Genomic DNA, 23982 nt, shown 5'->3' with positions numbered 1-23982 from the left:
GCACGAGCGCGCGTCAACCCGCCCCGGCGTTGGACCGGGGATCAACTCAGTGTCGAATTGAGGTACTGTCGCCAGGTAGTGGATCAAGTAGATCAGGCATCAAAACCCGTGCATCCGGACTTGTGAGGAACTCGCCCATGACGTCGCCGCTTTTCGGCCAGATGATGGATGTACCGCTGCTCGCTTCATCGTTGTTGTCCCACGCCGCACGCCATTTCGGCGACACCGAGATTGTCTCGCGCCGCATTGAAGGCGACATTCATCGCTACACCTGGCGCGATTGCGAAAAGCGCGCGAAACAACTTGCGCAGGCGTTGATCGGGTTGGGGGTGCAACCGGGCGAACGGATTGGCACATTGGCGTGGAACGGGTATCGCCACCTGGAGTGTTATTACGGCGTGACCGGTATGGGCGCCGTCTGCCACACGATCAACCCGCGGCTCTTCCCCGATCAGGTTGCGTTCATCGTCAATCACGCCGACGACGAATACGTAGCGTTCGACATGACATTCGCCACGCTCGTCGACATCATCGCGCCGCAGTGTCCGAACGTGAAAGGCTGGATTGCACTCGGCGACGAGACCTGCATCAGCACCCATCTCGCCGACATGGCCACGCCCGTCCTCAGCTACGAAACGCTGCTGGCGAAATACGACGGCGACTATGCGTGGCCTGTCCTCGATGAACGCACGGCATCGTTTCTTTGCTACACATCGGGAACGACCGGCAATCCGAAGGGCGCGCTTTATACCCATCGATCAACCGTGCTGCATGCATTCGGCGCGTCGCTCCCGGACGCCATGGGTTGTTCTGCCCGTGATGCCATCCTGCCTGTCGTGCCCATGTTCCACGTCAACGCGTGGGGCATCCCGCATTCCACGGCGCTGGTCGGGGCGAAGCTCGTGCTGCCCGGCAATTGTCTCGATGGCAAAGCGCTTTACGAGCTCATGGAAACCGAAGGGGTAACGTTTTCGGCCGGCGTGCCGACGGTCTGGCTCGGCTTGCTGAACTACGTGAAGCAAGCGGGCGTGCGCTTCAATACGCTTAAACGCACGGTGATCGGCGGGTCGGCTTGTCCGCCGGCCATGCTGCGCAGCTTCGAGGACGATTACGGCGTGGAGGTGATTCACGCGTGGGGCATGACCGAGATGTCGCCGCTCGGCACGCTTGCGAAGCTCACCTGGAGACAGCAGCAGCGCTCGCCGGAAGAGCAACTGCATTCGCGTGAAAAGCAGGGGCACGTGATGTTCGGCGTGGACATGAAAGTTGTCGGCGATGACGGTCAGGAACTCCCGTGGGACGGCAAGTCGTTCGGCGATCTGCACGTGCGCGGCCCGTGGGTGATCAGCCGGTATTTTCGCAAGGACGATTCGCCGCTGATCGACGGCTGGTTTCCGACAGGCGATGTCGCGACCATCGACGCCGATGGTTTCATGCACATCACCGATCGCAGCAAGGACGTGATCAAATCGGGCGGCGAATGGATCAGTTCGATCGACCTGGAGAACGTGATGATGTCGCATCCGCAGGTGGCGGAAGCGGCGTGTATTGCGTGTTCGCATCCGAAGTGGACGGAGCGGCCGCTGGTGGTGGTCGTGCGGCGTCCGGGCGCAACTGTGACGCGCGAGGAACTGCTCGCGTTCTACGACGGCAAGGTGGCGAAATGGTGGAAACCGGATGATGTTGTTTTCGCCGATGAACTCCCGCATACGGCTACGGGGAAGCTGCAGAAGCTTCGGCTGAGGGAGCTGTATCGCGAGTATGTGCTGCCGACGGTGGATGAAAAGGTGGTTTGATTATTTGACTCAATCTTGATGTCCTGACTTCCCCGCTTCACCGGGCTGCCGTCCCGCAGCCCGGCAGTCTCCCCGTGCTTTTTCCTGACCCCGCACCAAAACTCACCTCATCCCAAAAATAACAGAATTGAACGAGCGTTCGTTTTTGTGTATTCTTCTCCGGTAACTCACAATCCCAGCGACACGGTAATCAGCGCTTTCCGGGAGTTTCCCGGAGAATCTGGCTATCGGCAGGCATCGAATGGAGGTAGACAAATGGCAGTGGACTACACGACTCGCGACGGCATCGCCGTTATCACGCTGAACAATCCGCCCGTGAACGGCCTTGGATTCTCCACCCGGCTTGGCATTGTCAAGGGCGTTGAAAAAGCGCAGGCGGATGCGTCCGTCAGCGCGATCGTGATTATCGGCGCGGGCAAGGCGTTTTCCGGCGGCGCCGATATCACCGAATTCAATACGCCCAAGGCAACCCAGGAACCCACGCTGCACACGGTCATCAAGGTCATAGAAGGCAGCGCAAAACCTGTCGTGGCGGCAATCCACAGCGTCGCCATGGGCGGCGGGCTCGAACTGGCGCTTGGGGCGCATTATCGAATGGCGTCGGCGGGCGCGCAGATCGCGTTGCCGGAAGTCAAGTTAGGCATCCTGCCCGGCGCAGGCGGCACGCAGCGCCTGCCGCGCGCGGTCGGTCTGGAAACTGCGCTGAACATGATTGTGTCGGGTGCGCCGGTGATGTCGGAGAAACTGGCCGGCACCGGATTGTTCGATCAAATGGCGGAAGGCGACCTGCTCGACGCAGCCGTCAAATTCGCGCAAAAAGCGGGCGCGCAAAGCGGCCCGCATCCGAAGGTCCGCGATCGCAAGATCGAGCATCCGAACGCCGAAGGTTTTATCCAGTTCGCGCGCAACGGCGTCACGCCGCTCGCGAAGAATTTCCCGGCGCCGCTCAAATGTATCGATGCAGTGGAAGCCGGCGTGAAGCTCGGTTTCGATAAAGGCCTGGCCTTTGAACGCGACTGCTTCATGGCGCTGGTGCAAACGCCCGAAAGCCGCGCGCTGCGTCATGCGTTCTTCGGTGAACGTGCTGCAAGCAAGATCCCCGATGTCCCTTCGAGCACCCCGGTGCGGAAAATCGATCGCGTTGGCGTGATCGGCGCAGGGACGATGGGCGGCGGTATCGCGATGAATTTCGTCAACGCGGGCCTGCCGATCACGCTGTTGGAGACGAAGCAGGAAGCGCTGGATCGGGGCCTCGCCACCATCCGCAAGAACTACGAAGGCGCCGTGAAGAAGGGCCGTCTGACGGCCGAGAAACTGGAAGAACGCATGGCGCTGATCACGCCAACGCTCGCCTATGAAGACCTCAAGGACGCCGACCTGATCATCGAAGCGGTGTTCGAAGAACTCGGCGTGAAAGAGCAGGTTTTTTCGAAACTCGATCAGGTCGCGAAGAAGGGCGCGATCCTGGCATCGAATACGTCTACGCTCGATGTCGACAAGATTGCGGCGTTCACGAAGCGTCCCGAAGACGTGGTCGGCATGCACTTCTTCAGCCCGGCCAACGTCATGAAACTGCTGGAAGTCGTGCGCGGCGCGAAGACGTCGAAGGACGTGCTCGCCACTGTCATGCAGCTTGCCAAGAAGATCAAGAAGACGGCCGTGGTGTCGGGTGTCTGCGATGGTTTCATTGGCAACCGGATGATCGAACAGTATCTGCGCCAGGCGCTTTTCATGCTTGAAGAAGGCGCGCTGCCGGCGCAAGTGGACCGTGCAATCGAAAAATTCGGGTTCGCGATGGGACCGTTCCGCATGAGCGATCTCGCGGGCAATGACATTGGCTGGGCGATCCGCAAACGCCGTTATCAAGAGAAACCTGACCTGAAGTATTCGAAGATCGCGGACCGCTTGTGCGAGACCGGGCGCTTCGGGCAGAAGACCGGCGCGGGCTGGTACGACTACAAGGCCGGGGACCGCACGGCGCATCCGTCGAAGATCGTCGACGAGATGATCGTTGCGTATTCCGGCGAGCAAGGCGTCAAGCGCCGCAAGATCTCCGATGATGAGATTGTCGAACGGCTGGTGTTTGCGCTCGTCAACGAGGGCGCGCTGATCCTGGAAGAAGGGATTGCATCGAAGGCGTCGGATATCGACATGGTCTACCTGACCGGCTACGGTTTCCCGCTGTATCGCGGTGGACCGATGCTGTATGCGGATACGGTCGGCCTGTACAACGTCGAACGCGCGATGCGCAAATATGCGGGCCAAGGTAACGGCGATGCATGGAAGCCCGCGGCACGCGTGACCGAACTGGCCGCAGAAGGGCGTGGCTTTAACAGCTAGCTTATAGAGCAAGCTAAAACCGGTGAGATTCGCAATGAAAGGCGCTGACGAAGTCCTGCTTGTGATCGATGTCCAGAATGACTTCATGCCGCGCGGCGCGTTGCCGGTCGCTCACGGCGACGAAGTCGTGCCCGTGATCAATCGCCTCGCACGTGCGTTTTCGCATGTGGTGGTGACGCAGGACTGGCATCCGGCGAAGCACATTTCGTTCGCCGAAAATCACGCGGGACGCGCGCCTTTCGACATGGCCACGTTGAGTTACGGCCAGCAGGTTTTATGGCCGACACATTGCGTGCAGAACACGGACGGCGCGGCGCTGCATCGCGACCTCGACGTGCCGCACGCGCGCATGGTGATCCGCAAGGGGCATCACGCGGGTGTCGATAGTTATTCGGCCTTCATGGAAGCCGATCGCATCACGCCGACGGGCCTCACGGGTTATCTCCGCGATGTCGGCGCGAAGCGGGTCTATTGCTGCGGGCTGGCGACGGATTATTGCGTCGCGTGGTCGGCGCTCGATGCGCGCAGCGCGGGTTTCGAAGCGGTTGTTATCGACGATGCCTGTCGCGCGATCGATCTCGACGGCTCGCTGGCGCGTGCGTGGGAACAGATGACAGTGGCGGGTGTAACGCGAATTGGATCGACGGATTTGCTGCGCTGAATAGCTCAGCCAAATAAAGCCGAATCAAGCCAAATGAACCAACCCTATTCGTATTCGAAGTGGAGACAAGCATGACTGACGCGGTAATCGTATCGACGGCACGCACGGGCCTCGCCAAATCCTGGCGCGGTGCATTCAACATGACTCACGGCGCGACGCTCGGCGGCCATGCCACGCAAGCGGCGGTGGCGCGCGCGGGCATCGACCCGACGCGGGTGGAAGACGTGATCATGGGCTGCGCGAATCCGGAAGGCGCGACCGGCATGAACATCGCTCGGCAGATCGCGCTGCGCGCCGGGTTGCCGGTCAGCGTGCCGGGCATGACCGTGAACCGGTTCTGTTCGTCGGGGCTGCAGACCATCGCGCTGGCGGCGCAACGCGTGATCGCCGGTGAGGGCGATGTCTATGTGGCGGGCGGCGTGGAATCCATCTCGTGCGTGCAGAACGAAATGAACCAGCACATGCTGCTGGACGGCTGGTTGAAGGAGCACAGGCCTGCCATCTACTGGTCAATGTTGCAGACGGCCGAGAACGTTGCCAAGCGCTACGAGATATCGAAAGAACGCCAGGACGAGTACGGCGTGCAGTCGCAATTGCGCGCGGCTGCGGCGCAAGCGGCGGGCAAGTTCAACGACGAAATCGTGCCTATTACGGTCCTCGCCGGTGTCGCCGATAAAGCCACGGGCCGCATGTTCACGAAGGAAGTCACGCTCTCCTCCGATGAAGGCATTCGCGCCGACACGACGCTCGAAGGGGTATCGAAGATCCGCACCGCAATGCCCGGCGGCGTGGTCACGGCGGGCAATGCCAGCCAGTTCTCCGATGGCGCGTCGGCATGCGTGGTGATGAACGCGACGCTGGCAGAAAAAGAAGGGCTGAAGCCGTTGGGGATTTTCCGGGGATTCGCGGTCGCGGGTTGCGAGCCGGATGAAATGGGTATTGGCCCGGTATTCGCGGTGCCCAAGCTGTTGAAGAAAGCGGGCCTCAAGGTCAGCGATATCGATCTGTGGGAACTGAACGAAGCGTTCGCCGTGCAAGTGCTCTATTGCCGCGATACGTTGGGCATTCCGGCTGATCGCCTGAACGTCAACGGCGGTGCGATTGCAGTGGGACATCCGTATGGCGTGTCGGGCGCGCGGCTCACGGGGCACGCGTTGATTGAAGGCAAGCGGCGCGGCGCGAAGTTTGTCGTGGTGACCATGTGCATTGGCGGCGGGCAGGGCGCAGCCGGGTTGTTTGAAGTAGTGTGATTTTGACCGGTCGCCCGGTGTTTTTGATACGCTTGGGCGATCGGCATAATCATTGCCTACCAATCGGGAGCCCGTCTTGTTACGTCACATCGTCATGTGGAAGCTGAAGGAAAGCGCCGAAGGCGGCACTCGCGCTGAAAACATCGTCAAACTCAAAGCCAAGCTCGAAAGCTGCCGCAGCATTGTTTCAGGTCAAGGTCACTTCGAAGTGGGCGTCGCGCAACCCGGCCTCGAAGCCACGTGCGACGTCATCCTCGTCTCCGACTTCGACAACCCGGAAGCTCTCCAGGCCTATCAGGTCCATCCCAAGCACCTGGCGATCAAGGACTTCGTTGCAGCGGTACGTGAATCGCGTCAATGCATCGATTACGAAGTCTGAAGTCATGACCGATTTCTCCACGCTCCCTGAAAGCCCGTTCGTCGATTCGCTCGGCGTGCAGCTCATCTCCGCTGAAGATGGCGCAAGCGAAGTGGTGCTGCCGCTGAGCGCCACGCACATGAATACGTGGGGCATTGCACACGGAGGCGTGACCATGACGCTCGCCGATGTCGCCCTCGCGATGGCCGCGCGCAGTCTCGCCGATAACGGCATCGGCGTGGTCACCGTCGAAATGAAAGTCAACTTCATGCAGCCAGGCCGCGGCGAACTCCGCGCGTTTGCCCGCGTGTTGCACCGCTCCACCACCATGGCGTATTGCGAAGGCGAAATCCGCGACAGCGAAGGCCACTTCGTCGCGAAGGCGCTGGGTACCTTCAAGTACATGCGCAGGCTCGCCGTCGGCCGCGATATCGCACAGCAACGCCTCCGCTCAGATCCGTCCGCCACACCCGGTCCCAGCGACGCCTGACGCCGCTACCAGGGCGCCTCGCGCTCTGGCTTCTATCGGGACCGCACAGGAGTATCACGATGTCAGAACACACTTCAATCAATCGCCAGATCCTCCTCGTTTCGCGCCCGCAAGGCGCGGCAAGCGTCGACAATTTCAAGCTCGTCGAAACCCCGCTCCAGCCTCTGACCGATGGTCAGGTGCGCGTGCGCAATCATTTCCTTTCGCTCGATCCCTACATGCGCGGCCGGATGGACGACTCAAAGTCGTACGCCGCGTCGCAGCCGCTGAACGAGGTGATGATCGGCGGGACGGTGGGTGAGGTGGTGGAATCGAAGAATCCGAAGTTTGCGATCGGCGACAAGGTGGTCGGGACCTACGGCTGGCAGGAATTCGGCACGTCGGATGGCAAGGGCCTGCGTAAGGTCGACGACACGCATATCCCGCTGTCGACGTATCTCGGTCCGGTCGGCATGCCCGGCGTAACCGCATGGCTTGGGCTCAACAAGATCATCGAGCCGAAAGCCGGTGAAACAATCGTTGTCAGCGCGGCGAGCGGCGCGGTGGGAAGCGTGGTCGGCCAGTTGGCGAAAGCCGCGGGCTGCCGCGCGGTGGGCATTGCGGGCGGGGCGGACAAATGCCGCTACGTCACCGAGACACTCGGCTTCGATGCATGCGTCGACTACAAGGGCGGCAACCTCCATGACGACCTAAAGGCGGCATTGCCTAACGGGGCCGATGGCTATTTCGAAAACGTCGGCGGCGAGATACTGGATGTCGTGTTGTCACGCATGAATGCCTTCGGCCGCATTGCGCTGTGCGGGATGATCGCGAGTTACGACGGAACGCCCATGCCGCTTAAAAAGCCCGCTTTGCTACTCACGCAACGGCTGAAGGTGCAGGGTTTCATCGTCAGCGAATCGCCGGAAATATGGCCTGAGGCGCTCACGCAACTCGGCGGGCTCGTTGCACAGAAGAAGCTGCAATATCGCGAGACCATTGCGCAGGGCCTTGAAAATGCGCCGGAGGCATTTCTCGGATTGCTCAAGGGCAAGAACTTCGGCAAGCAGCTCGTCAAGCTCATCTGAACGTCCGGATCCTTGCGATCAAAAGAAAAAAGAAAGGAGACAGCGTGGATCAGTTCGACGGCAAAGTGGCCGTAATCACGGGTGCCGGCAGCGGCTTCGGCCGCGAGTTCGCACTGAAGGGCGCGGCGCTGGGCATGAAGCTCGTGCTCGCCGACGTCGATGTAAAAGGCCTCGCGGAAACCGTCGAGATGGCGCGCGGTTTGGGCGTCGAAGCGCTCGGCGTGCCGACTGATGTCTCCGATGCAGCGCAGGTCGATGCGCTCGCTCGGGCGACTATCGATACCTACGGCGCCGTGCATCTGCTCTTCAACAACGCGGGTGTTGGTACAGGTGGCTTTGTCTGGGAAAGCAGCGCGAACGACTGGGCGTGGGTGTTTGGCGTCAACGTGATGGGCGTAGCGAACGGCGTGCGCGCGTTCACGCCGTTGATGCTAGCGCAGCAAGAGCCGGCGCATATTGTCAACACGGCGTCGGTGGCGGGCTTGCTGTCGGCGCCGGGAATGGGCGTCTATAACGCATCGAAGCACGCGGTCGTCGCGTTGACGGAAACGCTGTATCACGACTTGAAGATCACTGGTGGCCAGGTCGATTGTTCCTTGCTTTGCCCGGCATTCGTGCCAACGGGCATTGCGAACGCCGAGCGCGCGCGGCCGGAGGGTTTGCGCAATGATCAGCCTGTCACGACATCCCAGCGCATGGCCTCCAGGCAGCTCACGAAGGCGGTGGAGAGCGGGAAGCTGAACGCGAAACAGGTGGCGGAACTGACCTTCGATGCAGTTCGCGAACGGCGGTTTTACGTGCTGACGCATCCGAAGATTCTGGCCTCGGTGCAACTGCGTTTCGATGACGTCGCGCAGCGGCGCAATCCGACCGATCCGTTGTCGTTGAAGCCGGAGGTGAAGGGGTAGGGTGCGAGGTTAGCGAACCAAATCGCATCGAATTCGCGGTGCCATGTCATCATTGCGGACTTCCAACGCTCGCAAATTTCCTGCTCCCATGCCGCTGAATCCGACCATTGCACAGGTCCTTGAACTCATCGCGAAGGCCAAGCGGCCGCCGTTCCACACGCTTTCAGCTTCTGCCGCGCGTGCGTCATACGAACGCAGCGCGCTGATCCTCGACATCGCGCCGGCCGCGATGTTCGACGTCCACGAACTCACGATACCCGCGCGCGATCAAGCGTCCATCCGTGCCCGCCTATATCACCCGGTCGAACCGAACTGGGCTGCCCCAACACCCATGCTGGTCTACTTTCACGGCGGTGGTTTTGTGATCGGCAGTATCGATACCCACGACTCCTTCTGCCGGCGCCTCGCCGCCGATTCAGGCTGCGCGGTGGCGTCGGTCGATTACCGGCTTGCGCCCGAACATAAATTTCCAACCGCCGTGCACGATGCCTTCGACGCCCTCACGTGGCTTCACGCGCAAGCCGCGTCGCTGGGACTCGACGGCACGCGCTTCGCGGTTGGCGGCGACAGCGCGGGCGGCACGCTCGCCACGGTGTGCGCATTGCTCGCACGCGATGCCGGCATCCCGCTGCTCCTGCAACTGCTAATCTATCCCGGCGTCAGCGCGCGGCAGGACACGCCATCGTATGCGCGATTTGCCGAGGGATTCGTGTTGTCGGCGAAGACGGTCCAGTGGTTCTTCGCGCAGTATCTTCGTGACGATAAAGACCGTGACGACTGGCGTTTCGCCCCACTGGACGCGCGCGGGGCAATGCCGGATTTCACCGGCGTTGCCCCTGCATGGATCGCCGCGGCGGATCACGATCCCCTCTTCGACGAAGACGTGGCCTATGCGGCCAAGCTTGAAAGTGCCCACGTCCCGGTCGAACTGGTCCGCTACGAAGGCATGACGCACGAGTTCTTCAAGATGGGCGGTTTTGTGCCGGAAGTGGCGAAAGCGCATGCGGACGCAGCAGATGCATTGCGTCGACATATGAACGTCGCAGAGGGATAAAAACTGGCGTTGAAAACTTGACGCGCACAAAGTTTCGCGTGTCCTAAGCCACTCGCACGATCGTGAACGCATCGCTTCGTTCGAACGTGCCGGGGCGGCTGATCTGATGTGAACCATCGTCGTCGCTGAGTTCCTTGATTTGCAGCGTCAGGACACCATCGACCGCCGTTACCCGCAACGCCGTCGTACTGCGCGTCCCATAACCCTCGGACTCGATAAACGCCGCCGACAACACCCGCTCGCGCTCAAGCGTGAGTCCGGTAGACGGCAGCAGATGATCATCTGCGAGTTGGGGATTGCGCATGGTCTCGATCAGGCTATCGAGCGACGGCTGTTCATCGACGTGAAGCAGATCGCGCAATGCGTCGCGTTGCGCGACGAGCTTCGGCCAGGGTGTGTCGAGCAGACTATTCGACAACCCGTGAATGCCGGGGTCAAGCAGCGAAGGCGGGGCATCGGCACGATTGCCGTACCACGCAAGTTCGCGCCGCGTGAAGTCGCCCACAACGAGATTGAAGCCGTTGTACCTATGCCCATCGCGGGCGACCGCATCCAGATAAGCCATCGGCGCGACCGGTGTTCCAAGCAAAAAGTCACTGACCAGCGTACCGCGAGTCGGCGCATTGGGCTTCACTTCCGCCGGCGCCCGATAGTTCGTCAACGCGGCAAAACGGCCATCGCGCGTGACGCCGAGCCACGTTCCGCCGCCGGTCAGATCGCGTCCGGCGAGGACCTCCGGCGCGTTGTCCCACCAGTGCAAGGGCTCGGTTTCACGATGAAAAAACTCATCGCGATTGGCTGCGAGCGTGAGCAACGGACGCTCAGCGTCAGACGCGGTCGCGTCCGGTTGCCAGTCGAAGACAATCAGGCACATGAGCGAACCGTCCGCAATAAATCAGACTTCAGTCGGCAATGTATAGGGCAACGGAGAGAACTTCAACGCGGGCCCCTCCGCCGAACCCACGTGCACGGAACCCTGTTCAAGCGCCGCGAGTTTGATTTCAACAAGCGCGTCGACGCCGCCATTAGGCGCAGGCGCCACGTTGACCACGAGGCCGCATGGCTGGCCGGGGTCATCGGAGTGGAATAGTTCATCGCCAGGCTTGGCCGTTTCGGCATGGGCCAGCGACGTGCGCCGCTTGATCGTGCCGCGATATTGGCTGCGCGCGACCACTTCCTGCCCGGGATAACACCCCTTCTTGAAGTTGACGCCGCCGAGGACGTCGAAATTGACCATCTGCGGGACGAATTGCTCGGACGTCGGCTGCGTAATGCGCGGTTCGCCCGCGTGAATGTCAAGCCAGTCCCATAAGTCGGCCGGAGCGCGCGTGAGCTGCTTTTCGATATCGGCGAGGCGCGCTTCGACTTCGGCCTTCGGGCCAACCCACAGGAAACGCGGCCGGCCGGCGGCATCGGGAACGCGAATCAGCGAGCCGAGCGGACCGTCCACTTTCACATGCACGCCGTCGGGCATGGCGTCGAAGAGATGGGACAGCGTCTTGCGGACATCGCCGGCAAAACCCACGGCGGCGAGCGACGGCGTGGCATCGACGAGCTTCGCTTTCGCGCGCATCACGAACATCGACAAGCGTTTTTGCACCGATGCCTGGATGTCGGCGGCGAGCATCAGACGCACGGCCTCACCACATCGCCACATTAAAAACGACGCCAGCAAGCGGCCCTTGGGCGAGCAATAACCGGCGAGACGCGCACTCGATGCGTCCAGATGCTGGACGTCACTCGTCAGTTGCGTGTGAAGAAAAGCAGCGGCGTCGTCGCCGGTGGTATCGATAATCCCGAACTGCGTCAGCGGCACGAATACGCCGGCGTGGAGGACAGCGTCGAAGGGGGAGGAAAGCGATGAGGCGGTCGAAGAATTCATGGACCTGACTTGGGCGATGGCGAACTTGTATTATATGGGTCTTACTTAGAGCGTGTTTCGCATGTCCCTTTTGAAGAAATGTTTGACCGTGGCTGTCGTCGCGGTCGTGGTTGCCGGTGCACTCGTTGGGGGCATGTTCAAGTGGGCGAATAGCCCGGTCGAGCTGACCTCGCCCGAACTCGACATCACCATCAAATCTCATAGCACCTTACGCAGCGTGGCCCTCCAGCTGGACCGCGGCGGGGCGCACGTCCAGCAGCAGTTGTTCGTGCTGATGACGCGCGCGCTCGGTCTTTCGTCGCAGCTCAAGTCCGGTAATTACGCATTCAAGGAGGGCATCACGCCCTACGAGATGCTGCAGAAAATTGCCCGCGGCGACGTCAATGAATACGTGGCCACGGTGATCGAAGGGTGGACGTTCCAGAAAATGCGCAATGAACTGGACGGCAATCCGGCGCTGCAGCACGACACGGCCGGCATGACCGATACCGATTTGCTCAAGGCCATCGGCGCGCCCGACGACGTGATTGCGCGGGCGAGCGCGGAGGGCCTGTTCTTCCCCGACACCTATCTCTTCGACAAAGGCACGAGCGACATCGCCGTCTACAAACGGGCGTACAAGCTGATGCAGCAACGTCTCGACGAAGCCTGGGCTACCCGTGCGCAGAATTTGCCGTACAAGACGCCTTACGACGCGCTGATCATGGCGTCGATAGTCGAAAAGGAAACGGGGCGCGCCGCCGACCGGCCGCTGGTCGCCGCCGTGTTCACGAACCGGCTGCGCATTGGCATGCCGCTGCAAACGGACCCCTCGGTGATCTACGGGCTCGGTTCGGCCTACGCTGGCCGGTTGCGTAAAAAAGACCTGCAAACCGACACTCCGTACAATACCTACACGCGCATGGGCCTTCCGCCCGGTCCGATCGCGCTGCCGGGCGTGGCGGCCCTCGCGGCGACGGTCAATCCTGCATCGAGCACGGCACTGTATTTTGTGTCGCGCGGCGACGGCAGCAGCTTCTTTTCAGACAATCTCGGCGACCACAATCGGGCCGTCGACAAGTACATCCGGGGACAATGATGGTGCGCGGCAAATTCATCACGTTTGAAGGCATCGACGGCGCGGGTAAGACGACGCACCTCGCGTGGTTTCGTCAGCGCCTGGAGGACAAGATTGCCGCCACGGGCCGCTCGGTCGTGATCACGCGGGAGCCCGGCGGTACGACGCTGGGCGAAAGCCTGCGAGACCTGCTGCTCAACCAGCCGATGGACCTCGAAACCGAAGCATTGCTGATGTTTGCCGCACGCCGGGAACATCTGGCGCAAATTATTGAACCGGCGCTGGCCCGGGGCGACTGGGTTTTGTCGGACCGTTTCTCCGATGCCACCTTCGCGTATCAAGGCGGTGGGCGCGGTTTGCCGCGTGACAAGCTGGAAGCGCTCGAGCGCTGGGTGCAGGGCGGTTTTCAGCCGGACCTGACGGTGCTCTTTGACGTGCCGACGAACGTAGCCAGCGAACGGCGCGGCGCGGTTCGCTCGCCGGACAAGTTCGAGAGCGAATCGGATTCGTTTTTCGGCCGCACGCGGGCTGAATATTTGCGCCGGGCCGCGGAATCGCCGGAGCGATTTGTGATAATCGACGCAACGCATTCGATCGCCAATATTCAGAAACAACTTGAAGCAGTGATCGCAAATATTTGATTTATCTATGAAATTAGAATCAAGAATTTACTTTAAGTCGCGCTGGGTGGCGGTTCTGGCCGCTGACGTTCATCGATCCCGCATCAGCTTAATAGTCGAAAAAGAGTCGAAAAAGCTTCAATTATTGTCAATAACCAGTTGAATTAATTGAACTTTGCCGCTTACCTAAAGTAAATTAAGACTCGCAAGATTGCTTCGCAACCACCTGATCCAAAAGACTTTTCATGATCTATCCGTGGCAAACCGATGACTGGACCCATCTTGAACAACTGCGTGCAAGCTGGCCGCACGCGTTGCTCCTGCACGGTCGCGCGGGCATCGGTAAATTGCAGTTCGCCCAGCATCTTGCCCAGAGCCTGCTCTGCGAAACCCCGACCGAGACTCGTGAACCGTGCGGCAAGTGCGTCGCCTGCCTGTGGTTCAGCCAGGGCAACCATCCCGACTATCGCGCGGTGTTGCCGGAAGCGCTCGCCGGGGAATTGATCAGTGACGACAAGGCCGATAAAGCAGACGAGGACGGCAAGAAAACGAAGGTGCTGAGCAAGGAGATCAAGATCGATCAAGTGCTCGGGCTGATGAATTTCTTCAGCCTCGGCTCGCACCGCGGCGGTTTGCGTGTCGTCCTGGTGTATCCGGCTGAATCGATCAACGTGTTTGCCGCAAACGCCTTGCTCAAGACGCTGGAAGAACCGCCTGCGGGCGTGGTGTTCATCCTCGTCACGGCGCGCATAGACCGCTTGCTGCCAACCATCATCAGCCGATGCCGCCAGTGGCCAATGACCCTTCCGGCCACCGAGCCGGCCGTTGCGTGGCTCGCCCAACAGGGCGTGGAGCGTCCCGCAGCCGTGCTGGCGGAAGCGGGCGGCGCGCCACTGACCGCGCTGGCGCTCGCCTCCGATGAAAACCGCGCGCTGCGTGATTTCGCGCTGGCGCAACTGGCCGCAGGCCCAGCCTGCGACGCTTTTGCGTGCGGAGAAAACCTTCAGAAACTACCCGTGCCCATGGTGCTCGGCTGGCTGCAGCGCTGGCTTTACGACTTGCTCGCGCAGAAAGCGGCAGGGCGTCCGCGCTACTTTCCAGGGGCATCGAAGGCGCTAGAACGCTGCGCGGCGCAGATCGATACCGAGCGTTTCGCCCGCTTTCAAAAGACGGTGACACGGCAGCGCGCGGTGGAAAATCATCCGCTGAATGCGCGGCTGGTGTTCGAAGAACTGTTCCTCGGCTATCGCGACATGTTCTCCGCCTGACCACCGATTCACTCTTTTTCCATACGACCGCACTATGAACCTCAGCTTCCGCGACGCTACGCTCGACGATCTTCCCGGCATCGTGGCCATCTACAATTCCACGGTGCCTTCGCGCCTTGTCACCGCCGACCTGGAACCGGTCACAGTCGACAGCCGGCTCGCATGGTTTCATGCGCATGGCCCGAAAGCGCGCCCGCTATGGGTGGTTGAAGAAAATGACGGGATCATCGCGTGGCTGAGTTTCTCCGACTTCTACGGCCGTCCGGCTTATCTGCGAACGGCTGAGGTCAGCATCTATCTCGCCGAAAGCGCGCGTGGCAAGGGACTCGGCAAGCAATTGCTGCAAGTGGCGGTGGCACGTGCGCCGGCGTTGGGTATCGACACGCTGCTGGGCTTTATCTTTGGCCACAACGAAGCCAGTCTGCGCCTGTTCCAGCGCTTCGAATTCGAAACGTGGGGCACGCTGCCGCGCGTCGCCGTGCTTGACGGCGTTGAGAGAGACCTCGTGATCCTCGGGCGGCGGCTAGGCTGATCCGCTATCTAAATCTAGAACGCAACCCCATCCCGCTTTAACGGAATCTCCATGTTCGTCGATTCGCATTGCCACATCAATTTCGAGGGCCTGGCCGATCGTCTGCCCGAAGTGCTCGGGAAAATGCGCGAGCTGAAGGTGACGCATGCGCTGTGCGTCTCGGTTGATCTGGAAACGCTGCCGTCGGTGTTGAAGATCGCCGAGGAGAACGAGCATATCTACGCATCGGTTGGCGTGCATCCGGACCACGAGGACGCGCAAGAACCGAGCGTGGCGGAACTCGTGGAACTGGCGCGGCATCCGAAAGTGGTGGCTATCGGCGAAACGGGATTGGACTATTACCGCCTGGAAGGACGCAGCATCGCCGATATGGAATGGCAGCGCGAACGCTTCCGCACGCATATTCGCGCGGCGCACGCCACCGCCAAGCCGCTGATCATTCACACGCGTTCGTCGTGGGAAGACACGCTGCGCATCATGGCCGAGGAACGTGCAAGCGTGCCGGGCGGCGTGATGCATTGCTTCACGGAACCGTGGCATGTCGCTGAGGCGGCGCTCGCCCAGGACTTTTACATTTCGCTGTCGGGCATTGTCACGTTCAAGAGCGCGAAGGACGTGCAGGACGTCGCGCAGCGCGTGCCGCTCGAGCGTTTGCTGATTGAAACGGACTCGCCGTATCTGGCGCCGGTGCCGTATCGCGGGAAATCGAATGAACCTGCGTACGTAAGTTATGTCGGACGCTTCATCGCGCAATTGCGTGAGATGCCCGAAGACGCGCTGGCGGCAGCCACCACGCGCAATTTTTTCGAGCTGTTCAAGATCCCGCAGCCGCAGTCAGTCGAACACTGAACGCCGCGACGGTTTTTCGATCGCTTGCCTGGCAGATTCATTTATTCGTGATTAGAACGCCAAGTCATTAAGTAATCCCCAAGGAACACATGCTTACATCTTCGACGGTTTCCTCTTCGACTTATTCGTCCCCCTTCGCGCGCAAGACTTGGCGAACCCTGGTGACGGGGCTTGTGCTGACGGCCGCGGCCATTGCGCAACCGGCGTTCGCCACGCCGGCTGATTCCATGATCAAGGCCGTAAAGTTCGACGACATTTCTGCCGTTAAAAAGCTGTTGTCACAGGGCGTGGATCCTAATCTCGTTGATAACACCGGCACGCCGCTGCTCGTGATCGCGGCAAGGGAAAAGTCGGACAAGGTAGGCCAACTGCTCGCCGATAACCCGAACATCGACCTCGAAAAGCTCGATCCCGCTGGTGAAAACGCAATGATGCTGGCCGCGCTCAACGACGACCTTACGTTCGTGAACCTGCTGATCGCGAAAGACGCGGAAGTGAACAAGAAGGGCTGGACGCCGCTGCATTACGCCGCAACCAACGGTCATGACGACGTGGTCAAGGTGCTGCTCGATCATTCGGCTTACATCGACTCGGGTTCGCCCAACGGCACGACCCCGCTGATGATGGCGGCGCGCGGCGGCCATTTGTCGACGGTCAAGCTGTTGCTCGATGAAGGCGCTGATCTCCGGGTGAAGAACCAGATTGGCATGACGGCGGTGGACTTCGCCAATCAGTATCATGAGAAAGATGTGGCGGAAGGGCTGGCGGCACGGCTGGCATCGATGCAAAACCAGGGCGCAGCGGGCGCGTCCGGAGCACCGCAAAGCGGCGCAAACAGTGCAAAATGACGCTCTCGCGGACGAGTGCCTGACTTTGGTTTGACTAATGACCGGTAACAGGTCCCAGCCGCGCGATACGAGGACGGAATATACGAGGAACAGCGGGTGTAATCCGGAACTGATAACCGGGTGCGCTCGCTGAAAAGACGGGTTTGAGCCTTCAAGACAGGATGTTTTCACCTGCGCATCCAGGCCGGCCCGCAACCGCCAACATAAGAAAGGACCATCATGCAGCGGGTTTTTGTCATGGCCAGTGTGCTCGCGTTTCCGCTTAGCGCGGCCGCGTTCACGGGCAACGATCTGAACATGCTTTGTACCAAGACGGACACGGCCTCACGCAGCGCATGTGCGGCTTATATAGAAGGCGCTGCTGACGGCATCTACAACACCATTGAAGCTATTGGCGGTACATCGGGACCGCAAATTGGCCAGTATTTTTGCCTGCCAGTCGATGTCAAACCACAGGAACTGACGGACGCGGTACGCAAGTTCATCGCCGACAACCCCACGCGCGGCAACTTCAACGCCACGACCATGGTGTCGCTCGGGCTCGGCAAGGCTTTCCCCTGCAAAGCTGAAAAGTAAGCCGGCATTTGCATTAAACGGCTGATCCAGACCGGCCGGCGCAGCATATGCTGCAATGCAATAGAATAGTCATCTCATCACGCGGCTGACGGGTCAAACCGGCCAGCCGCGGGTGTCACTGAAGTCACTAACGTCACTGCGCTCCAGATGTCCCATGCGTGCGCGGACGCAATCGGGTTTTGCACATTCCCGTCGTATCCCCGATATCACCCCCCAAGGCTGATCCCACGACGACGATGATCTCTCTCGCTTCCTTCGACTTCGACTCCTTCGAGCGAATCGCTTCCGCTCCGCTCAGCACCTGGCCCGGCACGCTGGTCGTGGCGGCGCTTTCCGTGCTGTTTGCCATCGGCGTGCATCGTGTGGGCGCTCGTATTCTGGCGCGCATCGCGCGGCCGTACCCGTTGATGAGCGTGGTATTGCGTTTCATCGATAAACCCGCGCTCGCGCTGCTGATCATTCTCGGCCTGGGTTTCGTGCTGGTCGAAGCCCCCGATGCGCTCCCGTTCGCCGCCGCGCTGCGCGACCTGCTGACCGTGCTGCTGATCGTCTCGCTGACATGGCTTGCCGTGCGTTCAGTGGGCGCGGTGGCTGAAGCGCTGGTGCAGGCCCATCCGCTCGATAGCCAGGACAACCTGCAGGCGCGCCGCATCCACACACAGGCGCGTGTGCTGGCGCGTTCGGTGATGGTGGTGATCGTGATCATCGGCTTCGGCGGTGCGTTGATGACGTTTCCCGCCGTGCGGCAGGTCGGCGCGAGCTTGCTGGCGTCGGCGGGCGTCGCCGGGCTGGTCGCCGGTATTGCCGCGCGGCCGGTGCTGGGCAACCTGATCGCCGGATTGCAAATTGCGTTGTCGCAACCCATCCGGCTGGACGATGTCGTGGTGATCCAGGGCGAATGGGGCCGCGTCGAGGAGATCACCGGCACGTATGTGTCCATCCGGATCTGGGACCAGCGGCGCCTGATCGTGCCGCTGCAATGGTTTATCGAGAATCCGTTCACCAACTGGACGCGCAACAGTTCGCAGATCATTGGCACGGTATTTTTCTTTGTCGATTACCGCATGCCGCTCGCCCCGTTGCGCGAAGAACTCGAGCGGATTTTGCAAAGCGCGCCGGAGTGGGATGAGCGTGTGCAGGTGCTTCAAGTCACCGATGCCACCGAAAAGTCGATGCAGCTTCGCGTGCTCGTCAGCTCGTTCGATTCCGGCTTGAACTGGGATCTTCGATGCCGGGTCCGCGAAGGCCTGCTGAACTTCATGCAATCGTCGTATCCGCAGTTCCTGCCGCGGACGCGCGCGGATATATCGCCGGAAGGGGAGCACGTCGATTTTGTGCCGCCGCTCGAACGTAGTCTCGCGGATGGCACGAACGGTGCAGCCGGAACGATCAGGCCGCCGGTGCACCGCGGGACGGCCAATACGGAAGCCGATCCGGTGGCGAGCCGGGGAGAGCGGAACGGCCCGGACGCATCGGCGAATTCGGCAGCGAGCACCGCGCCGAGCGCTCCTGGAGGTGGCGCAACCAATCCCGCTGGGCGGCGCTAAGGCGAGGTCATCTGCATGAGGTTGCCGACGGGCTCACAGTAGCGACAGTGAAGGGCCACGAAGCCAAGCCATTGAAGCCATGCGATGAAGCACGGGTGACGCATCGGTAAACGCGTCAATGAAATTGAACTGACGCTCACGCCCGGAGCCGAACGAAGATCGTCGGCGAAAAACAAAATGGCCGCGACGCTCGCATAGCGCTCATTGATGCGGCCATGAAAACAATACACACACCTTGAAACAGAATCGCAAAAAAGGAAGCCAGTAATGACCCGCCTAGTCGTTGTATCGAACCGAGTAGCTTCTCCGACAGAAACCAAAGGCTCGGCCGGCGGACTCGCCGTGGGCGTCTTCGGCGCGCTGAAGGACAGCGGCGGTGTCTGGTTCGGCTGGAGCGGCGACGTAGTCAGCGACACCGTCGCGAACCAGGGACCGAAACTCGAACAGGACGGCGCGGTCACGTTTGCCACCGTGGGCTTGCCGAAGAAGGACTACGACCAGTATTACCGCGGGTTTTCGAACGCGACCTTATGGCCCGTCTTCCATTATCGGAACGACCTGGCCGTCTACGATCGCGACGAATACGCGGGATACAGGCGAGTCAATTCGTGGCTCGCGCATCGCGCCATCAAGCTGCTGCAACCCGACGATGTGATCTGGGTCCACGACTATCACCTGATCCCCTTTGGAGAAGCGCTGCGTTCAGAAGGCGTGACCAACCGGATGGGCTTTTTCCTGCATATCCCGTTTCCGTCGCCACAAATCCTGCTCAACATTCCGCCACACGAGGAACTGGTCAAGTCGCTGTGCTGCTACGACGTCGTGGGTTTCCAGACGCCCGGCGACCAGGCTGCTTTCCACGATTACATCATCCGTCACGCACATGGAACCGCCACGGCCGATGGTGAAGTGGAGGCGTTCGGACGCAAGCTGAAAACAGGCGTGTACCGCATCGGCGTCTTCCCGGACGAAATTGCCGAACAAGCCACGCGTGGCGAAGCACGCCAGGACGTGATGGACCTGAAACAAAGCCTGGAAGGCCGCAAGCTCATCATGAGTGTGGATCGGCTGGACTATTCGAAAGGGCTGGTCGAGCGCTTCAAGGCGTTCGAGCATTTCCTCGAAAAATCGCCGGAATGGCGGGGCAATGTCACGCTGGTCCAGATCGCACCGCCCACGCGTTCAGACGTGGATACCTATCAGCAAATCCGCCATAACCTGGAATACGAAGCAGGACGTATCAACGGCCGCTATTCCGGCCTCGACTACACGCCGATCCGCTACATGAACCAGCGTTATGACCGGTGGAAGCTGATGTCGCTGTTTCGCGAGTCGCAGATCGGGCTGGTTACGCCGTTGCGCGACGGCATGAACCTGGTCGCGAAGGAGTATGTCGCGGCGCAAAATCCGGACGATCCCGGCGTGCTCGTACTGTCCCAGTTCGCCGGCGCCGCCGATGAAATGAAGGGCGCGTTGATGGTGAATCCGCACGATATAGTCGGCATGAGCGAGGCGATTGGGCGGGCACTTTCCATGCCGCTTGCCGAACGCCGCGAGCGCTACGAAACCAACATGGTGATGCTCCGCAAATACGACCTAGGGGTCTGGCGCGACTCGTTTCTCGGTGACCTGCGTGGCGTGAATCTGAACCAACCGGCGAGCAAACGTCCGGGGAGCAACAAATAACAACAGATTCAGCGCCGATGTAAAACATTACTTAAAAGCGGAATATCGGCCTGAAAACCGCACTAATTCGACAATATTCGAGTGTTTCGCGACTGTAACAGGGTCGTGAAAGTGAAAGTTTTGCCAACTTTTAGGCTCCCACAGCCAATAATACGGTGTCGTTCTTGTGCGCCCAGTTTTGCGCGCGAGGACGTCCGGCGCCCGTGCCGATCAATATCACCGACTAAACATCACGGCGACGTAAGACCGAGTGGAGACGCGAATAATGAGAATTGCACAAATAGCACCGTTGACCGAATCAGTGCCGCCCAAGCTGTATGGCGGTACTGAGCGGGTTGTTTCATATATCACCGAGGCGCTGGTAGAGCTCGGGCATGACGTGACCTTGTTCGCTTCAGGCGACTCGCAAACCAAGGCGAAACTGGAAGCCGTGTGGCCACGCGCGTTGCGCCTGGACCCGGCTATCCGCGACCGGATTGCCCCGCACATGCTGCTGATGGAAATGGTGCGGCGCCGCGCTGACGACTTCGACGTGCTGCATTTTCACATGGATTACTACTCGTTCTCGCTGTTCAAACGCCAGGACACGCCGTTCGTGACCACGTTGCATGGCCGGCTTGATTTGCCGGAACAGCAGCCAATCTTCAACACGTTCAACACCGCGCCGGTCATCTCCATTTCGGACGCGCAACGCCATCCGTTGCCGCAGGCCAAATGGCTGACGACCGTGTATCACGGGCTACCGGAAAAACGCTACATGCCGCAGCCGGTCGAGCAAACTTACCTGGCGTTCCTTGGGCGGATATCGCCGGAAAAACGCGTCGATACCGCCATCCGGATTGCCGGCCGTTGCGGCATGAAGATCAAGATCGCGGCGAAGGTAGACGCCGCCGACCGCGAGTACTACGAACGCGAGATCGCGCCGCTGATGGAGTTGCCGTATGTTGAATTCATCGGTGAAATCGCCGATGACCAGAAGGCCGATTTCCTTTCCGGCGCCCACGCGCTGCTGTTCCCGATCGATTGGCCGGAACCCTTCGGACTGGTGATGATCGAGTCGATGGCATGCGGCACGCCAGTGATCGCGTTTAATCGCGGCTCGGTGCCGGAAGTGCTGGAAGAGGGCGTGACTGGGTTTATCGTCGAGGACGAGATTGGTGCGGTGGCGGCTGTGAACCGTCTGCATACCGTGTCGCGCGACGGTGTGCGCAAGCGCTTCGAGGAACGCTTCACGTCGCATCGCATGGCGCAGCAATACGTTGATGCTTATCAAGCCGTCGTGCGCGCGCAAAAGCGTTCACGCCTCAAGCTGATCGATAGCGCAACCAGCTAAACGGCCGCAGCGCTCCCAACTAAAAAGCCAAAAAGAAAACCGCCGCGCAGCACGACCTTTCGGTCGTGCTGCGCGGCGGTTTCAACGTGCGCGCTTGATTCAGCTTGATTCAGGATTCAGGCCTGAGCGTGCTGGCCTGAGACCCCGATCAGATCTTCAGACGCGATACCTTCGTGCCTTCCAGCGACAGGTTAGCCATCAGGCCGGCGTTCGTCAGCACGAACACTTCGACCGGCGCCGTAGCGGTATCCGAATCGATATTGCCGTTGGCGCCCATCTTGACCAGTGCAACCGATGCATCGCCGCCGACTGACCAGCCGTCGGTATTGCGGAATTTATCGAGTGCGTCCTGCGTCATGAACAGGAACACGATTGACTTCGATTGCGCGCCAGCCTGCAGGCCGATCGAACCCGACGTCGTGCTGTAGTAGCCGACCGAGCTGCCGCCCACTCGCAGCGCGCCCTTGCCGTACTGCGCACCGACGATAAAGCCTGCCTGGAGCACCGACGGGAACACGAGCACGCCACGCGCCTTGCCCACCAGCTCACGCGAGCCGCGAGCGGTCACGTAGAGGCGTTGCATCGTCGCGTCGATGTCAGCGTCGATCGAACGGCGTGCGTCCGCGTCGCCGGCATTTTGTTGCGCGCCCTGGTTCGAGGTCGTCGTGCAACCTGCCAGTGCGAAGCCACCCATTGCAAGCGCGGCGGTCGATTTGATCATGAAGTTTCGTCTTTGCATCGTTTTCTCCATCGTGGTTTTTTGGGAAACCCCATCTACGAGTGTTGCAGCATGGCGTTTTATAACACAGCACGTCCGTCAGCAACATGTCCAGAATTCTCGCGAAGCCTTACCCCGCTTGGCTTGCGCCCTGTCAGGCAAATGCAATGTGGTAATTTTGACCTGCCTGGCCGAAATGCTGTCCGCGTGAGAAAGCGCTTGTTTGCGCGAAACATTCGCCCCTCAAAACAGACAAAACCCAAGGACGCAAACGGCGGGCCAGCTCGTTCGAATCCATCGAATTCCGGTCAAACTTACCCATCAAAATAAAATTAAAAATTGCGTGAGATAGTGCAAAAAGTCCCGCAGAGGTGTCGTCTCCGCACTGCAATGCGCGGTTTCTACGGCTTTGCAATCCGCGCGGATTCATTGGTTTGTTTCGCTTTATCGTTTTTTGCAGGCGGGCGCCGAAGGGAACGCCGAATGATCCCCACCACCGCGCCGAACAAAAACAGCGCGATTGCCGGTACAACCCAATACCCTACAAACGCGTGCCATAGATAACCGAACAGCACGCTGCGGCGAGTCGAATACTCCTGCTGGGCGTCCTGGTTCTTCGCGGCGTTGGCCGCGACGATATCCGGCGGACAGCCGGCCGCGCGCGCTTCGTCGAGCGAACCATGGCAGCGCGACACGGCGGGAGCGGCACGCTGCGCGTCGGTGAAGGTCCATGTGGAGAGAGAGTGCGCGAGATCCTGGGCATCGTACGCAAGTTGGTCGCGTAGCTCGTTTGCCGCCACGATCATGACCGGAACGGCCCAAAAAACAATCACGACCAGCCAGCGCCTGAACCAGCGGTTTTTATATCGCCACACCATCCTGAATGCCTCCGTCCATTGCAGTGCTGCAAGCCGGCTAGACTGTGGCGGACCAATGGCGCATTAATAGTTCTGGTGGACCGCCTTCGCGTCATCTTATGAGATAAAACGCGCGCCGCGTTAGTAAGACCGTAGCTGCACTGCAATAAGACGGGGCGGGGTTTTCCCGTGTTCGGGACTTTACCTATGCGTGATTTATCAGCTATTTACACTGGAAAAGTCATAAAAAAGCCGCGTGGTTAATACACGCGGCTTTATCAAGCA

The 23982-nt window shown here is 60.3% G+C and carries 23 protein-coding genes; 19 read left to right on the top strand and 4 right to left on the bottom strand.

The window, feature by feature from the left end; translation table 11 throughout:
• Nucleotides 1–137: 137 nt before the first annotated feature.
• From ACSQ83_RS19365 to ACSQ83_RS19325, 9 genes are all read left to right on the top strand, one after another.
• Complete coding sequence (locus ACSQ83_RS19365) at nucleotides 138–1796, top strand: 3-(methylthio)propionyl-CoA ligase (RefSeq protein WP_436229250.1); 1659 nt, start codon at nucleotides 138–140, stop codon at nucleotides 1794–1796.
• 255 nt (nucleotides 1797–2051) lie between these two features.
• A complete protein-coding gene (locus ACSQ83_RS19360) occupies nucleotides 2052–4136 on the top strand; it encodes a 3-hydroxyacyl-CoA dehydrogenase NAD-binding domain-containing protein (protein WP_436229249.1) in 2085 nt (694 codons plus the stop codon).
• A gap of 34 nt (nucleotides 4137–4170) precedes the next feature.
• The gene (gene pncA / locus ACSQ83_RS19355) at nucleotides 4171–4797 is read left to right on the top strand and encodes a bifunctional nicotinamidase/pyrazinamidase (protein ID WP_436229248.1); all 627 of its coding nucleotides are present in this window, start codon (nucleotides 4171–4173) and stop codon (nucleotides 4795–4797) included.
• Nucleotides 4798–4868: 71 nt separating this feature from the next.
• On the top strand, nucleotides 4869–6047 hold the full coding sequence (locus tag ACSQ83_RS19350) for an acetyl-CoA C-acyltransferase (protein WP_436229247.1): 1179 nt from the start codon (nucleotides 4869–4871) through the stop codon (nucleotides 6045–6047).
• A 76-nt stretch (nucleotides 6048–6123) separates the two neighbouring features.
• On the top strand, nucleotides 6124–6426 hold the full coding sequence (locus tag ACSQ83_RS19345) for a Dabb family protein (RefSeq protein WP_414948671.1): 303 nt from the start codon (nucleotides 6124–6126) through the stop codon (nucleotides 6424–6426).
• A 4-nt stretch (nucleotides 6427–6430) separates the two neighbouring features.
• Nucleotides 6431–6895, top strand: coding sequence for a PaaI family thioesterase (locus ACSQ83_RS19340; protein WP_436229246.1), 465 nt, complete (start codon nucleotides 6431–6433; stop codon nucleotides 6893–6895).
• Nucleotides 6896–6954: 59 nt separating this feature from the next.
• Entirely contained in the window at nucleotides 6955–7962 is a 1008-nt protein-coding gene (locus tag ACSQ83_RS19335) for an NADP-dependent oxidoreductase (RefSeq protein ID WP_436229245.1), read from the top strand.
• 44 nt (nucleotides 7963–8006) lie between these two features.
• Nucleotides 8007–8870 carry an SDR family oxidoreductase gene (locus ACSQ83_RS19330; RefSeq protein ID WP_436229244.1) on the top strand — a complete coding sequence of 288 codons (864 nt, stop codon included), beginning with the start codon at nucleotides 8007–8009 and terminating at the stop codon, nucleotides 8868–8870.
• 88 nt (nucleotides 8871–8958) lie between these two features.
• Complete coding sequence (locus ACSQ83_RS19325; RefSeq protein WP_436229298.1) at nucleotides 8959–9924, top strand: alpha/beta hydrolase; 966 nt, start codon at nucleotides 8959–8961, stop codon at nucleotides 9922–9924.
• A 43-nt stretch (nucleotides 9925–9967) separates the two neighbouring features.
• Here the strand turns inward: ACSQ83_RS19325 and ACSQ83_RS19320 are convergent, their stop codons facing one another.
• Nucleotides 9968–10798 (bottom strand): NRDE family protein, encoded by an 831-nt coding sequence (locus ACSQ83_RS19320; RefSeq protein ID WP_436229243.1) that lies wholly within the window; start codon nucleotides 10796–10798, stop codon nucleotides 9968–9970.
• 21 nt (nucleotides 10799–10819) lie between these two features.
• Nucleotides 10820–11806 carry a CAF17-like 4Fe-4S cluster assembly/insertion protein YgfZ gene (gene ygfZ, locus ACSQ83_RS19315; RefSeq protein ID WP_436229242.1) on the bottom strand — a complete coding sequence of 329 codons (987 nt, stop codon included), beginning with the start codon at nucleotides 11804–11806 and terminating at the stop codon, nucleotides 10820–10822.
• A 61-nt stretch (nucleotides 11807–11867) separates the two neighbouring features.
• On the opposite strand from ygfZ, the gene mltG reads away from it, so the two are divergent.
• The 10 genes from mltG to ACSQ83_RS19265 all read left to right on the top strand — a co-directional run bounded on the left by mltG (nucleotide 11868) and on the right by ACSQ83_RS19265 (nucleotide 22122).
• Nucleotides 11868–12884, top strand: coding sequence for an endolytic transglycosylase MltG (gene mltG / locus ACSQ83_RS19310; RefSeq protein WP_414968926.1), 1017 nt, complete (start codon nucleotides 11868–11870; stop codon nucleotides 12882–12884).
• A complete protein-coding gene (gene tmk / locus ACSQ83_RS19305; RefSeq protein WP_436229241.1) occupies nucleotides 12884–13504 on the top strand; it encodes a dTMP kinase in 621 nt (206 codons plus the stop codon). The genes mltG and tmk overlap by 1 nt, the downstream gene beginning before the upstream one ends.
• A 224-nt stretch (nucleotides 13505–13728) precedes the next feature.
• Nucleotides 13729–14751, top strand: coding sequence for a DNA polymerase III subunit delta' (locus tag ACSQ83_RS19300; protein ID WP_436229240.1), 1023 nt, complete (start codon nucleotides 13729–13731; stop codon nucleotides 14749–14751).
• A 34-nt stretch (nucleotides 14752–14785) separates the two neighbouring features.
• Entirely contained in the window at nucleotides 14786–15283 is a 498-nt protein-coding gene (locus tag ACSQ83_RS19295; RefSeq protein WP_436229239.1) for an N-acetyltransferase family protein, read from the top strand.
• A gap of 51 nt (nucleotides 15284–15334) precedes the next feature.
• The gene (locus tag ACSQ83_RS19290; protein ID WP_414954403.1) at nucleotides 15335–16132 is read left to right on the top strand and encodes a TatD family hydrolase; all 798 of its coding nucleotides are present in this window, start codon (nucleotides 15335–15337) and stop codon (nucleotides 16130–16132) included.
• A gap of 89 nt (nucleotides 16133–16221) precedes the next feature.
• Nucleotides 16222–16980 carry an ankyrin repeat domain-containing protein gene (locus tag ACSQ83_RS19285; protein ID WP_436229238.1) on the top strand — a complete coding sequence of 253 codons (759 nt, stop codon included), beginning with the start codon at nucleotides 16222–16224 and terminating at the stop codon, nucleotides 16978–16980.
• A gap of 219 nt (nucleotides 16981–17199) precedes the next feature.
• Entirely contained in the window at nucleotides 17200–17556 is a 357-nt protein-coding gene (locus tag ACSQ83_RS19280) for a Rap1a/Tai family immunity protein (RefSeq protein WP_031359334.1), read from the top strand.
• Nucleotides 17557–17792: 236 nt separating this feature from the next.
• Nucleotides 17793–19103, top strand: a complete 1311-nt coding sequence (locus ACSQ83_RS19275) for a mechanosensitive ion channel family protein (protein ID WP_414968929.1) — start codon at nucleotides 17793–17795, stop codon at nucleotides 19101–19103.
• Nucleotides 19104–19370: 267 nt separating this feature from the next.
• A complete protein-coding gene (otsA, locus tag ACSQ83_RS19270) occupies nucleotides 19371–20789 on the top strand; it encodes an alpha,alpha-trehalose-phosphate synthase (UDP-forming) (RefSeq protein ID WP_414954406.1) in 1419 nt (472 codons plus the stop codon).
• Nucleotides 20790–21054: 265 nt separating this feature from the next.
• Nucleotides 21055–22122 carry a glycosyltransferase family 4 protein gene (locus tag ACSQ83_RS19265; protein ID WP_436229237.1) on the top strand — a complete coding sequence of 356 codons (1068 nt, stop codon included), beginning with the start codon at nucleotides 21055–21057 and terminating at the stop codon, nucleotides 22120–22122.
• Nucleotides 22123–22270: 148 nt separating this feature from the next.
• Here ACSQ83_RS19265 and ACSQ83_RS19260 read toward each other — a convergent pair whose 3' ends face one another.
• Together ACSQ83_RS19260 and ACSQ83_RS19255 are read right to left on the bottom strand one after the other, a co-directional pair.
• Nucleotides 22271–22861 (bottom strand): BPSL1445 family SYLF domain-containing lipoprotein, encoded by a 591-nt coding sequence (locus tag ACSQ83_RS19260; protein WP_436229236.1) that lies wholly within the window; start codon nucleotides 22859–22861, stop codon nucleotides 22271–22273.
• A 380-nt stretch (nucleotides 22862–23241) separates the two neighbouring features.
• Nucleotides 23242–23718: a hypothetical protein gene (locus ACSQ83_RS19255; protein WP_436229235.1), complete on the bottom strand. Its 477-nt coding sequence runs from the start codon at nucleotides 23716–23718 to the stop codon at nucleotides 23242–23244.
• Nucleotides 23719–23982 lie beyond the last annotated feature (264 nt).

Source organism: Caballeronia sp. LjRoot29 (genome assembly GCF_964252755.1).
Taxonomy (GTDB): domain Bacteria; phylum Pseudomonadota; class Gammaproteobacteria; order Burkholderiales; family Burkholderiaceae; genus Caballeronia.
This window is presented reverse-complemented; position numbering and strand designations above follow the sequence as displayed.

Coding starts and splice junctions, on each gene's coding strand:
- ACSQ83_RS19340 (WP_436229246.1), top strand. CDS start 6,431: ATGACCGATTTCTCCACGCTCCCTGAAAGCCCGTTCGTCGATTCGCTC.
- ACSQ83_RS19320 (WP_436229243.1), bottom strand. CDS start 10,798: ATGTGCCTGATTGTCTTCGACTGGCAACCGGACGCGACCGCGTCTGAC.
- ACSQ83_RS19275 (WP_414968929.1), top strand. CDS start 17,793: ATGATCTCTCTCGCTTCCTTCGACTTCGACTCCTTCGAGCGAATCGCT.
- ACSQ83_RS19360 (WP_436229249.1), top strand. CDS start 2,052: ATGGCAGTGGACTACACGACTCGCGACGGCATCGCCGTTATCACGCTG.
- tmk (WP_436229241.1), top strand. CDS start 12,884: ATGGTGCGCGGCAAATTCATCACGTTTGAAGGCATCGACGGCGCGGGT.
- ACSQ83_RS19325 (WP_436229298.1), top strand. CDS start 8,959: ATGCCGCTGAATCCGACCATTGCACAGGTCCTTGAACTCATCGCGAAG.
- ACSQ83_RS19295 (WP_436229239.1), top strand. CDS start 14,786: ATGAACCTCAGCTTCCGCGACGCTACGCTCGACGATCTTCCCGGCATC.
- ACSQ83_RS19350 (WP_436229247.1), top strand. CDS start 4,869: ATGACTGACGCGGTAATCGTATCGACGGCACGCACGGGCCTCGCCAAA.
- pncA (WP_436229248.1), top strand. CDS start 4,171: ATGAAAGGCGCTGACGAAGTCCTGCTTGTGATCGATGTCCAGAATGAC.
- ACSQ83_RS19300 (WP_436229240.1), top strand. CDS start 13,729: ATGATCTATCCGTGGCAAACCGATGACTGGACCCATCTTGAACAACTG.
- ACSQ83_RS19365 (WP_436229250.1), top strand. CDS start 138: ATGACGTCGCCGCTTTTCGGCCAGATGATGGATGTACCGCTGCTCGCT.
- ACSQ83_RS19290 (WP_414954403.1), top strand. CDS start 15,335: ATGTTCGTCGATTCGCATTGCCACATCAATTTCGAGGGCCTGGCCGAT.
- ACSQ83_RS19255 (WP_436229235.1), bottom strand. CDS start 23,718: ATGGTGTGGCGATATAAAAACCGCTGGTTCAGGCGCTGGCTGGTCGTG.
- ygfZ (WP_436229242.1), bottom strand. CDS start 11,806: ATGAATTCTTCGACCGCCTCATCGCTTTCCTCCCCCTTCGACGCTGTC.
- otsA (WP_414954406.1), top strand. CDS start 19,371: ATGACCCGCCTAGTCGTTGTATCGAACCGAGTAGCTTCTCCGACAGAA.
- mltG (WP_414968926.1), top strand. CDS start 11,868: ATGTCCCTTTTGAAGAAATGTTTGACCGTGGCTGTCGTCGCGGTCGTG.
- ACSQ83_RS19285 (WP_436229238.1), top strand. CDS start 16,222: ATGCTTACATCTTCGACGGTTTCCTCTTCGACTTATTCGTCCCCCTTC.
- ACSQ83_RS19280 (WP_031359334.1), top strand. CDS start 17,200: ATGCAGCGGGTTTTTGTCATGGCCAGTGTGCTCGCGTTTCCGCTTAGC.
- ACSQ83_RS19265 (WP_436229237.1), top strand. CDS start 21,055: ATGAGAATTGCACAAATAGCACCGTTGACCGAATCAGTGCCGCCCAAG.
- ACSQ83_RS19260 (WP_436229236.1), bottom strand. CDS start 22,861: ATGCAAAGACGAAACTTCATGATCAAATCGACCGCCGCGCTTGCAATG.
- ACSQ83_RS19335 (WP_436229245.1), top strand. CDS start 6,955: ATGTCAGAACACACTTCAATCAATCGCCAGATCCTCCTCGTTTCGCGC.